Raw genomic sequence first — 11,214 nt, forward strand, 5'->3', positions numbered from 1 at the left:
CTCATGATTACCCGCACCGGATCGGCTGAATGGACTGGCGGCCTGAAAGAGGGCAAGGGCCAGGTCTCGACCAAGTCGGGCGCGCTGTCGGCGCAGCCCTATGGCTTCAACACCCGTTTCGAGGACAAGCCCGGCACCAACCCCGAAGAGCTGGTGGGCGCGGCCCATGCGTCCTGCTTTTCGATGGCGCTGGCGATGATGCTGGAACAGGAAGGCATTTCGGGTGTGTCGATCCAGACCAAGTCCGACATCTCGATGGACAAGGAGGGTGACGGCTTTGCGGTCAAGAAGGCGCACCTGACCACGACGATCACCGCCGACGCGGACCAGGCCAAGATCCTTGAGGTTGCCGAGAAGGCCAAGGCAGGCTGCCCGATCAGCAAGCTGCTGAACGCGGAAATCACCATGGACGCTTCGGTTTCCTGATGCGCGTCCGGGTCGGTCACGAGTTCCGTATCAAGGTCGAACAGCCGACCCCCCTGATCTGCCTTGTCGCCCCCGAGGCGGCACGGCACACCGATTTCGTGGCCCCCGAACAGGTCACCACGGAACCGCATGTCGACGTGCATGAGTATCGCGACCTGTTCGACAACATCTGTCGCCGCATGGTCGCCCCCGCCGGAGAGTTCATCCTGCGCGGCGATGTGACCCTGCACGACGACGAGATGTGGGACGATGTCGACTTCGCGGCCCAGGAGACGCGGGTCGAGGATCTGCCCGACGATGCCCTGATCTATCTGATGGCATCACGCTATGTCGAAAGCGACGTGCTGTCGCAGCAGGCGTGGGACCTGTTCGGGCACCTGCAGCCGGGCTGGGGCCGGGTTCAAGCGGTGATGGATCACGGACACAAGGTCCTGCAATTCGACTATGGCACGGCGTCGGTGTTCCGCACTGCCAATGACGCCAGCAAGGGCGGCATGGCCGTCTGTCGCGATTTTGCCCACCTGTCGCTGGCCTATCTGCGGGCGCTGAACATCCCGGCGCGCTATGTGAACGGTTATGTCGGCGACATCGGCGTGCCCAAGGTCGACGCGCCGATGGATTTTGCCGCCTGGATCGAGGTCTATCTGTCCGGCCGCTGGTGGACGTTCGACCCGCGCAACAACGAACGCCGCCTTGGCCGCGTCGTCGTCGCACGGGGTCGCGACGCGGCCGATGTGGCGATGCTGGCCAGCTTTGGCCCGCATCAGCTGGTCGGCTTCACCGTCTGGTGCCACCCGGTGGACGAGAACGGGCAGGAGCTGGACGGTATGGCCTTTGGTCAGGCCACCTAGGTTTTAGACCATCATCTCCTTGGTCGCGGTCAGCCTTAGTTCAGGGTGATCGCGACCGATGCGGTCGATGTCCCATTGCAGGCGGGTCAGATAGACCAGATCGCCGTCATGGTCATGCGCCAGGTGACCCTTGTTCGTCTCCGCGAATGCATCGACGACCGGCTTGGACCCGCTGACCCAACGCGCGCTGGTGAACTGGCTGCCCTCGAACCGCACAGGGATGCCGTATTCTAGCTCGATCCGGCTGGCCAGCACCTCGAATTGCAGCGCACCCACGACGCCGACGATGAAACCCGACCCGATGGCGGGCTTGAAGACCTTGGCGGCCCCCTCCTCGGCGAACTGCATCAGCGCCTTTTCCAGGTGCTTGGCCTTCATCGGATCGGTCGCGCGCACGGTCTGCAACAGTTCGGGCGCAAATGACGGGATGCCGGTGAACCGCAGCGTCTCCCCCTCGGTCAGGGCGTCGCCGATGCGCAGCTGGCCGTGGTTCGGAATGCCGATGATGTCGCCCGCCCAGGCCTCCTCGGCCAGTTCGCGGTCAGCAGCCAGGAACAGAACCGGGTTCGACACCGCCATCGGCTTTTTCGTGCGCACGTGGACCATCTTCATGCCACGTTCGAAATGCCCCGACGCCAGCCGGACAAAGGCCACGCGGTCGCGGTGCTTGGGGTCCATGTTGGCCTGCACCTTGAACACAAAGCCGGTCACGGTCTTTTCCTCCGGCGAAATCTCGCGTTCGGCGCTGTTCTGGGGCTGCGGCGGCGGGCCATAGGTGCTGATGCCCTGCATCAGCTCCTGCACGCCGAAACTGTTGATCGCGCTGCCGAACCAGATCGGCGTCATGTGGCCTTCCAGGAACGACTGGTGGTCAAAGGTCGGCAGCAGCTCGCGCGCCATCTCGACCTCCTCGCGCAGCTTGGCCAGCAGGTCGGCGGGAACATGTTCCGCCAGCTGCGGGTCGTCCAGCCCCTTCATCGAGATCGACTGCGCGACCTTGTTGCGGTCGGCCCGGTCCATCAGCTCCAGCCGATCGCCCAGCATGTCATAGCAGCCGATGAATTCGCGCCCGACCCCGATCGGCCAGGATGCCGGGGCCACGTCGATCGCCAGGTTCTCTTGGATCTCGTCGATGATCTCGAACGTGTCGCGGGATTCGCGGTCCATCTTGTTGCAGAACGTCAGGATCGGCAGGTCGCGCAGGCGGCAGACCTCGAACAGCTTGCGGGTCTGCGATTCGACGCCCTTGGCGCCGTCGATGACCATGATCGCCGCATCCACCGCCGTCAGCGTGCGATAGGTATCTTCCGAAAAATCGCTGTGGCCCGGCGTGTCCACCAGGTTGAAGCGATGTCCGTCAAAATCGAACGACATTGCCGACGCGGACACTGAAATGCCGCGATCCTGTTCCATCTTCATGAAATCCGACCGCGTGCGCCGCGCCTCGCCCTTGGCACGCACCTGTCCGGCCATCTGGATGGCGCCACCGTACAGCAGGAACTTCTCGGTCAGCGTTGTCTTGCCGGCATCGGGATGCGAGATGATCGCAAAGGTCCGGCGGCGGGCGATTTCGGGCGGAAGCTGGGGGCGGTTTGTCATGCCGCGGCTTTAGCGCGCCCGCGCGCCCGACGCAATTCCCGGCATCATGCCGCCAATGGCGCGAATTGTCTGCATCCGGTTCTTGAACATGCGCGTCCTTGACGCATGATCATCACGAAACGGACGAGGGCACAGATGGATGGATCACTGGACCAATTGATGCGGCTGCTGTCCAATCGCGGCCTGGAATGGCTGCGCCAACGCATCATGGCACTGCCCGATCCCTGTCCCGTGGACCATCCCGACATCGGCGCGCTGGCGCTGGTGGGACAGGTCGCGCCGGTGCTGTCGGGCCTGCGCGGACGGATCTCGCCGATCGAGGTCATCGTGCTGCGGCGGCTGACGCCGGACCTGATCCGCCAAGGCGCCCTGCGCGTCCTGGACGGCGCGCGGGACGACGCGATGGTGCGGCTGATGCTGGCGGGAGGCTGGTCGCCCAGACCGACCCCCTGTGGCAATTGGCGTGCGAGGCGCTGGCCGACGATCCCGCCTGCCCTTGCCGCACAGGCTGGCCCTGTGCGACGACCCTGCCCTGCTGGAGCAGGCCGAGACCGCGCTGACCACGCCCCCGGCCCTGATCACCCCCAATCACGTGGCCCAGGTGGCGCAGCTGCTGATGCAGCTTTATCACCACGGCGCCCGGCGCCCCCGCCTGTCGCATCCGCGCGCCTACACGCTGATCTTCGATCACCTGCGGATGCTGGCGGACTGGGCGCAGGGGGCGGGATGCACGGGGTCGGTCGCCCGGATCGCGTTCTGCCTGCGGCTGCTGGACAACGACCATCCGGTGGCCGACATGATGTCGGACCTGATCCAGGTCCAGCGCCCCGATGGATCATTTCCTATCAGGCTGGGCTTTGGCACGGCGGACCAGGCGTTCGCGGACGCGGTCCAGCCGACGGTCCAAGTGGCGATGGCCCTGCACATGGCCGCGTGGAAGCGTTGGCACGGGCCCGCGCCCGTCTGGCTGCAGCCCCACCCCGTCCAGACCGCAGCCCGCCAGCTGGCCGACCGGATCGCGGCGATGGATATTCCCGCCGGCATGGCCCTGTCCGTGGCGACCAGCCTGTCCCGCGCAACCGGAGAGAACTGGTTTCCCCGGCTGGCCCCCCCGCGCCACGTGGCACCCGACGATCTGGCGCGCTTGGGGCGGGTCTGCTTTCGGGATCCGTTCTCGGCCCGGCATCTGCGGGGATGGCTGGGTCTGACCCGCCAGGCGCGCGCCCGACATGCGTCGACGATCAGGAAGCGGCGTGGCTGGCAGGCCGCACCGTGGCCATCGCGACACCCCTGCCCGATGCGTTGGTCCGGATGTGGGACCGCGCCGCCGTGGCGGGCGATGTCGTGTCGTTCATCGATTGCGCGCGGGTGGCACAACACCACATGGACGGCCCGGCCACCCCCGCCATCCGCGCCATGACCCGGCACCTGTGCGTCGCGGCGCTGACGCAGGACGCACCCCTGCCCCAGATGCTGGAGAGCCTCGATCGCCTGACCCTGCTGTCCCGCCTGTTCGAGCCCGAAGCAATGGCTGCAGCGGCCGCCTGATTACGTCAGAACAGCCCTTCGACCTGCCCCAGGTCGTCCAGCCGGATGACCTCGGCCGCGGGATGGCGCGGCAGGCCCGGCATGGTCATGATCTGCCCGCAGATGGCCACGACGAACCCCGCGCCTGCGTTCAGCCGCACCTCTCGCACCGGGATGACATGCCCGGTGGGCGCACCGCGCAAATCGGGGTCGGTCGAAAAGCTGTACTGCGTCTTGGCGATGCAGACGGGCATGTGGCCATGCCCCGCCGCCTGCCACGCCGCCAGCTGATCCAGCACCCCGGGTCCGGGTTCCACCCGTGCGGCGCGGTGAATATGGGTGCAGATCGTCTGGATCTTGTCCCACAGCGGCATCGCATCCGGGTACAGCGTCGCGAATTGTGCGGGCTGATCCGCCAAGGCCACGACCGCGCGGGCCAGATCCTCGGCCCCCGCGCCGCCCATGGCCCAGTGCCGCGCCAAAATCGCCTGCACGCCCTGATCGGCGCAATAGGCCTGAAGGGCCGCGATCTCGGCCGGTGTGTCGCCGTCGAAATGGTTCAGCGCCACGACGACGGGCAGGCCAAAGCTGCGGATGTTCTCGATATGGCGGCCCAGATTGGCGCAACCCGCGGTGACGGCGGCAACATCCTCGGCCCCGAGATCGGCCTTGGCCACGCCACCGTTCATCTTCAGCGCCCGCACGGTCGCGACCAGCACCACGGCCGCCGGCGACAGCCCCGCCAGGCGGCACTTGATGTTCAGGAACTTCTCGGCGCCCAGATCGGCGCCAAATCCCGCTTCGGTCACCACGTAATCGGACAGGCGCAGCGCGGCGCGCGTCGCGATGACGCTGTTGCAGCCGTGGGCGATATTGGCGAACGGCCCGCCGTGGACCAAGGCCGGGTTGTTCTCCAACGTCTGGACCAGGTTCGGCTGCAGCGCGTCCTTGAGCAGGACGGTCATCGCGCCGTCCGCCTGCAGGTCGCGTGCGGTGACCGGCTGACGGTCGCGGTCATAGCCTACGACGATGCGGCCAAGACGGTCCTGCAGATCGGCCAGATCGCGCGACAGGCACAGGATCGCCATCACCTCGGACGCAACGGTGATGTCGAAACCGGTCTGGCGCGAAAACCCGTTCGCCGGACCGCCAAGGCCCACCACGACATCGCGCAGTGCGCGGTCGTTCATGTCCATGACCCGCCGCCAGGTGATGCGTCGCGTGTCGATGTCCAGCGCGTTGCCCCAGTGGATGTGGTTGTCGATCATCGCGGCCAGCAGGTTGTGGGCCGATGTGATGGCGTGGAAATCGCCGGTGAAGTGAAGGTTCATCTCCTCCATCGGCACGATCTGGGCACGCCCGCCCCCGGCCGCCCCGCCCTTCATGCCGAAGTTCGGGCCAAGGCTGGCTTCGCGGATGCAGATGGTGGCGCGGTGGCCGATCCGGTTCAGTGCATCGCCCAGGCCCACCGTCGTCGTGGTCTTGCCCTCTCCCGCAGGGGTAGGGTTGATGGCGGTGACCAGGATCAGCCGGCCTTCGGGCCCGGTCAGACCGGCCAGCGCGTCATGGGTGATCTTGGCCTTGTCATGGCCATAGGGCAGGATCTGGTCGGGCGTCAGGCCAAGACGGGCGGCGATGTCGTTGATCGGGCGCTTGGTCGCCTCGCGCGCGATCTGAAGGTCGGTCTGCATGTTTCAGCGCACCACCATGACCGAGACCGGCGAATGGCGCACGACCGCGTTCGCATCGCGGCTGACCAGGATGCTGCGCAGCTCGTCCGGCTTGTCGCTGGCCATCACGATCAGGTCGGCCTTGTGGCGGGCCGCGGCGCGCAGAATCGTTTCCGCCACGTGCCCGTGGCCCACATGGACCTGCACCCGCGACTGGTCGGGGAAATGCTGGCTGGCGAAATCGTCCAACGCGCCCTTCATCTTCTGAAGGGCCTTCTGCTCGTATCCCTTGGGCAGGAAGGTCGCCACCATCGAGCTGCCAAAGTCGTGCACGATCCCCAGCAGGTGGATCACGCCATGCTCGCCCGCCAGCCGCATCGCGGCAGGCAGGGCCTTTTCCCAGCTTTCGGGATGCTGAAGGTCGATCGGCAACAGCACGACGTCATGCATGGCGCGGTCCTTTCACGGGCTGGGGGCGCGTCTCGCGCCGACGCTGCGACCAGATCACCAGACCCATCAGCAGGAAGGCCGGGATATAGATCCAGTACCGCGACGGTGCGGCCGCCGGGGCATTCACGGCAAGCACGGTCTGATCCCAGTCCAGCCCCGCCGCCTGCGCCGGGCTGTCGAAGGCCACGTTGTCGATCAGCGTGCGGTCGCCATCCTGGATCAGGGTGATTCCCGTGGCCTCCAGCCGCTCCTCGCCGGTTGCGCCTTCTGGGACGGCCAGCAGGGCAGTGAATTCGACCGGGTTGCCGATATCGTTCAGCCCGGCGATGCGCAGGCGCAGGCCGTCGCCGACCTCGCTGGCGTCAAGGGCCTGCACCAGCTCCGACCCGGGACGTTCCTCGAACGGCGGGAAGACATAGCCCCAGAAGAAGCCGGGCCGGAAGATCGTGAACGCGATCAGCAGCAGCATCGCCGTCTCCCACAGCTTGCTGCGGACCAGGAACCACCCCTGCGTCGCCGCCGCGAACAGCAGCATCGCGATGGTCGCGGTGATGAAGACAAAGATCCCCTGCCCCCAGCCCACATCGATCAGCAGCAGGTCGGTGTTGAAGATGAACAGGAACGGCAGCACCGCCGTCCGCATGCTGTAGCCGAAGGCGATGACACCGGTCTTGATCGGATCGCCCCCCGACACGGCCGCGGCGGCGAAGGACGCCAGGCCCACGGGCGGGGTCACATCGGCCATGATGCCAAAATAGAACACGAACAGGTGCACCGCGATCAGCGGCACGATCAGCCCGTTCTGCTGGCCAAGCGTCACGATGACCGGCGCCAGCAGCGCCGAGACGACGATATAGTTCGCCGTGGTCGGCAGCCCCATCCCCAAGATCAGCGACAGGACCGCGGTCAGGCCCAGGATGGCCAGCAGGTTGCCGCCCGACAGGACCTCGACGACCTCGGCCAGGGCCGATCCCACGCCGGTCTGGCTGACCGCGCCCACGATGATGCCCGCGGTCGCCGTGGCGATGCCGATGCCGATCATGTTGCGCGCGCCGGAAATCAGGCCATCCACCAGGTCGTCGAACCCGGCCCGCAGCGCGCGCCCGGTGCGGGCGTTTCCGGTGCGGTCCGATCCGCGCAGCATCACCATCAGCGGCCGCTGCGTCAGCAGGATAAAGATCATGTAGGCCGTCGCCCAGAAGGCCGACAGGCCCGGCGACAGACGGTCCACCATCAGCGCCCAGACAAGCACGACGACGGGCAGGATGAAATGCAGCCCCGACCGGACCGTCGGCCCAGGCAGCGGCAGTTCCGTCACCGGCGCGTTGGGATCGTCGATCTGCAGCGGTTCCTCGCGCGAGGCGACCCACAGCAGGCCCACATAGGCCGCGGTCAGGATGCCGAAGACGACATAGGGCGCGGCGGACCCAAAGGCCGGACGGATCCAGCCCATCAGGTAATAGACCGCCAGCGACAGCGCGCAGATGCCCGCGATCAGAAAGGCCGTGAACATCAGCCGGCGCAGCAGCGGCGGCGGCGTATAGGCACGCGGCAGGCCCTGCATCCCGGCCTTCATCGCCTCCAGGTGCACGATATAGACCAGCGCGATATAGCTGATCGTGGCGGGCAGGAAGGCGTGCTTGACCACGTCGAAATAGGGGATGCCCACGTATTCGACCATCAGGAAGGCCGCGGCGCCCATGACCGGTGGCATGATTTGACCGTTGACCGATGACGCGGTTTCCACCGCACCTGCCTTTTCGCTGGAAAAGCCCACCTTCTTCATCAGCGGGATGGTGAAGGTGCCCGTGGTCACCACGTTGGCGATGGAGGACCCGGAAATCAGCCCGGTCATGGCGCTGCTGACGACGGCGGCCTTGGCCGGTCCGCCCCGCAGGTGACCCATCAGCGAAAAGGCGACCTGGATGAAATAGTTGCCGGCCCCGGCCTTGTCCAACAGGGCGCCGAACAGCACGAACAGGAAGACGAAGCTGGTCGATACGCCCAGGGCGATACCGAAGATGCCCTCGGTCGTGACCCATTGGTGGTTGGCGACCTCGGCCAGCGAATTGCCGCGATGCGCGATGATCGACGGCATGTAGGGACCCAGGAAGGTATAGGCCAGGAACACCGTGGCCACGATCATCAGGGCCGGGCCAAGGCTGCGACGCGTGGCCTCCAGCAGCAGCAGGATGCCCACCACGGCCACGATCAGGTCGATGGTGATCGGCGCGCCGACCCGGCGGCCAAGCGCGTCGCTGTTGACAAAGACGTACATGGTGACGGCCACGCCCAGCAGCGCCAGCGCCCATTCCCAGGGCGGAACGCGGCTCTTGGGACTGCCCAGCAGCACCGCCGCAACGATGCCCCCACCGGCCAGCGCCAGCCACCAGATCGGCATGGTCGCGGGCGCGCCATAGATGAACAGGCCCGACAGGATCACCGGAACCGACACCCCAAGGGCCAGCTGGAACGGTGATTTTTCAGCGGGGTAGGCCATGAAAGCCAGAAACAGCGCGAAGGCCAGGTGGACCGCGCGGGCATCCGTGGCGCTGATGATGGCAAAGTTCAGCATGAAGGGCAGCGGAGAGGCGATCCACAGCTGGAACAGCGACCAGCACAGGGCCACGCCCAGGATCAGCTTGCCCACCACACCCGGCGGCGTGCGCGCGCCGGTATCCGCGGAGGCGACGAGTTCGTCCAGTTCTTCCTGGGTCAGGGCACCGCGGCCCGCGGCCTGCATCTCGACCGCGCTGGCCTGCTGCTGGCGCTCCCTGGTCTTGTTGTCGTCGCTCATCACGGCACCCCCTGCGATGCGTCTTGTTGTTCGTTGATCATGATGAAGGGCGGCCCGTTGGGGCCGCCCCGGTCAGGCGTGGATCACTCGACCCAGCCCTGTTCGCGATAGTAGCGCTCGGCACCGGGGTGCAGGGGCGCGCTGTTGCCGTCGGCGATCATCTCCTCGGGGGTCAGCGAGGCGAATGCCGGGTGCAGGCCCTTGAAGCGGTCGAAGTTGTCGAAGACCGCCTTGACCACCTGGTACACCGTCTCGTCCGGAATCGCGGCCGAGGTTACGAAGGTCGCCTTGACGCCGAAGGTCTCGGTATCCTCGTCGTTGCCGGCATACATGCCGCCGGGAATCACCACCTTGGAGTAGAACGGGTTGTCCGCGATCAGCGTGTCGATCGCCTCTCCGGACACGTCGACCAGGGTCGCGGCCACGGTCGAGGTCGCCTCCTGGATCGAGCCGTTGGGATGGCCCACGGTATAGCTGATCGCATCGACCTGGTTGTCGCCCAGGGCGGCCGACTGTTCGGCGGGGCGCAGTTCCGACGACAGCGCGAAGTCGTCCATGCTCATGCCCATGGCGTCCAGAACGACCTCGAACGTGCCGCGCGATCCGGAACCGGGGTTGCCGACATTCACGCGCTTGCCCGCCAGATCGGTGAAAGTCTCGACCCCGCTGTCGGCGCGGGCGACGACGGTAAAGGGCTCGGGGTGGACGGCGAACACGGCGCGCAGGTCGGTGAAGGCGTCGCCTTCATAGTCCGAGCTGCCGTTATAGGCGTGGAACTGCCAGTCGGACTGGGCCACGCCCATGGTCATCCCGCCGGACTTGATCTGGTTGATGTTGTCGATCGACCCGCCCGTGGCGGGCGCGGTGCAGCGCAGGCCCGTGGTGGCCGTGTCGCGGTTTACCAGGCGGCAGATCGACTGACCCACGACGTAATAGACGCCGGTCTGGCCGCCCGTGCCGATGGTGATGAACTGTTCTTCCTGCGCCATCAGCGGCGTGGCGCCCAGCACCATGACGGTGCTCAGCAGGATCGGTTTCAATTTGACCATGTCGGCTTCTCCCTAATCTTGTTTGGCAGGCAAGCGCGATCGGCGCGTCCCCGCTGGATGATCTTATCGTCACGGATGCGTGTGTGAAACACAAGCCCGGCGCGCGGTCAAACCGGGTTTAGAACGCCTCATCAGCCCAGAAGGGTCGCAACCCGGTCCCGCAACACCGGCAGCAGGTCGGACGCGAACCACGGATTGGCCCGCAGCCATCCGGTGTTGCGCCAGCTGGGATGGGGCAGCGGAAAGACCGCAGGCGCATGGGTGCGCCAGTCCCGCACGGTCTGCGTGACATTGCGCGCGCCCAGATGCCAGCGCATCGCGTGCCCGCCGACCAGCAGGGTCAGTTGCGGATCAAGCTGGTCCATGACCTGCTGCCGCCAGGTCGCCGCGCAGATCGGCGGGGGCGGCAGGTCCGACCCCTTGGCGTCGTATCCCGGAAAGCAGAAGGCCATCGGCACGATGGCGATGCGGTCGCGGTCGTAGAAGGTCGCGGGGTCCACCCCCATCCATTCGCGCAGCCTGTCACCGGATCGGTCGGTGAACGGCTGCCCGCTGTCATGGACCCGTGCACCCGGTGCCTGCCCCACGATCAGGATACGCGCCCCGGGTCAGAACCAGACCACGGGACGCGGCGCATGGCGCGTGGCGGTCACGGCAAAGCGGTCCGCGCACAGCCGGCAGGCACCGATACGGTCGGCCAACGGGGCGTCTGAATGCGACATGCATCGCATTTATGGCGAAATTGCGGTGATATAAGGCTGGTCAGATCACAAATTATCGGGCCCGATGGCAAGGCTGGACACCCTGTCCGGCCCACCCTAAGGTCGCCTTGGCAGTCGAGGCAC

Annotated in this window: 9 protein-coding genes and 1 pseudogene; 4 read left to right on the plus strand and 6 right to left on the minus strand. The window is 66.5% G+C overall.

Annotation, left to right across the window (positions count from 1 at the left end; translation table 11 throughout):
- Positions 1–3: 3 nt before the first annotated feature.
- Both TY51_RS11300 and TY51_RS11305 read left to right on the plus strand, forming a co-directional pair.
- Positions 4–426 carry an OsmC family protein gene (locus tag TY51_RS11300; RefSeq protein WP_042249732.1) on the plus strand — a complete coding sequence of 141 codons (423 nt, stop codon included), beginning with the start codon at positions 4–6 and terminating at the stop codon, positions 424–426.
- A complete protein-coding gene (locus TY51_RS11305; protein ID WP_042249734.1) occupies positions 426–1,277 on the plus strand; it encodes a transglutaminase family protein in 852 nt (283 codons plus the stop codon). Before TY51_RS11300 ends, TY51_RS11305 begins: the two co-directional genes overlap by 1 nt.
- A gap of 3 nt (positions 1,278–1,280) precedes the next feature.
- Here TY51_RS11305 and TY51_RS11310 read toward each other — a convergent pair whose 3' ends face one another.
- The gene (locus TY51_RS11310) at positions 1,281–2,876 is read right to left on the minus strand and encodes a peptide chain release factor 3 (RefSeq protein WP_042249736.1); all 1,596 of its coding nucleotides are present in this window, start codon (positions 2,874–2,876) and stop codon (positions 1,281–1,283) included.
- Positions 2,877–3,372: 496 nt separating this feature from the next.
- On the opposite strand from TY51_RS11310, the gene TY51_RS20315 reads away from it, so the two are divergent.
- Together TY51_RS20315 and TY51_RS22715 are read left to right on the plus strand one after the other, a co-directional pair.
- Entirely contained in the window at positions 3,373–4,296 is a 924-nt protein-coding gene (locus tag TY51_RS20315) for a hypothetical protein (RefSeq protein ID WP_052650075.1), read from the plus strand.
- Positions 4,260–4,424 carry a hypothetical protein gene (locus tag TY51_RS22715; protein WP_197054741.1) on the plus strand — a complete coding sequence of 55 codons (165 nt, stop codon included), beginning with the start codon at positions 4,260–4,262 and terminating at the stop codon, positions 4,422–4,424. Before TY51_RS20315 ends, TY51_RS22715 begins: the two co-directional genes overlap by 37 nt.
- A 5-nt stretch (positions 4,425–4,429) precedes the next feature.
- Here the strand turns inward: TY51_RS22715 and TY51_RS11330 are convergent, their stop codons facing one another.
- From TY51_RS11330 to TY51_RS11350, 5 genes and pseudogenes are all read right to left on the minus strand, one after another.
- On the minus strand, positions 4,430–6,094 hold the full coding sequence (locus TY51_RS11330) for a formate--tetrahydrofolate ligase (RefSeq protein WP_042249743.1): 1,665 nt from the start codon (positions 6,092–6,094) through the stop codon (positions 4,430–4,432).
- A gap of 3 nt (positions 6,095–6,097) precedes the next feature.
- Complete coding sequence (locus tag TY51_RS11335) at positions 6,098–6,523, minus strand: universal stress protein (RefSeq protein ID WP_042249744.1); 426 nt, start codon at positions 6,521–6,523, stop codon at positions 6,098–6,100.
- Complete coding sequence (locus TY51_RS11340; protein WP_081994917.1) at positions 6,516–9,320, minus strand: TRAP transporter permease; 2,805 nt, start codon at positions 9,318–9,320, stop codon at positions 6,516–6,518. Before TY51_RS11340 ends, TY51_RS11335 begins: the two co-directional genes overlap by 8 nt.
- 83 nt (positions 9,321–9,403) lie before the next feature.
- A complete protein-coding gene (locus tag TY51_RS11345) occupies positions 9,404–10,369 on the minus strand; it encodes a TAXI family TRAP transporter solute-binding subunit (protein WP_042249746.1) in 966 nt (321 codons plus the stop codon).
- A 131-nt stretch (positions 10,370–10,500) separates the two neighbouring features.
- Positions 10,501–11,091 (minus strand): annotated as a pseudogene (locus tag TY51_RS11350) (uracil-DNA glycosylase family protein).
- Positions 11,092–11,214 lie beyond the last annotated feature (123 nt).

Origin of the sequence: Paracoccus sp. PAMC 22219, assembly GCF_000787695.1 — a bacterium.
Lineage (GTDB): Bacteria > Pseudomonadota > Alphaproteobacteria > Rhodobacterales > Rhodobacteraceae > Paracoccus.

What these genes read in the sequence shown, in the direction of transcription:
- TY51_RS11300 (WP_042249732.1), top strand. Translation starts at nt 4, where the DNA reads ATGATTACCCGCACCGGATCGGCTGAATGGACTGGCGGCCTGAAAGAG.
- TY51_RS11305 (WP_042249734.1), top strand. Translation starts at nt 426, where the DNA reads ATGCGCGTCCGGGTCGGTCACGAGTTCCGTATCAAGGTCGAACAGCCG.
- TY51_RS11310 (WP_042249736.1), bottom strand. Translation starts at nt 2,876, where the DNA reads ATGACAAACCGCCCCCAGCTTCCGCCCGAAATCGCCCGCCGCCGGACC.
- TY51_RS22715 (WP_197054741.1), top strand. Translation starts at nt 4,260, where the DNA reads ATGGACGGCCCGGCCACCCCCGCCATCCGCGCCATGACCCGGCACCTG.
- TY51_RS11330 (WP_042249743.1), bottom strand. Translation starts at nt 6,094, where the DNA reads ATGCAGACCGACCTTCAGATCGCGCGCGAGGCGACCAAGCGCCCGATC.
- TY51_RS11335 (WP_042249744.1), bottom strand. Translation starts at nt 6,523, where the DNA reads ATGCATGACGTCGTGCTGTTGCCGATCGACCTTCAGCATCCCGAAAGC.
- TY51_RS11340 (WP_081994917.1), bottom strand. Translation starts at nt 9,320, where the DNA reads ATGAGCGACGACAACAAGACCAGGGAGCGCCAGCAGCAGGCCAGCGCG.
- TY51_RS11345 (WP_042249746.1), bottom strand. Translation starts at nt 10,369, where the DNA reads ATGGTCAAATTGAAACCGATCCTGCTGAGCACCGTCATGGTGCTGGGC.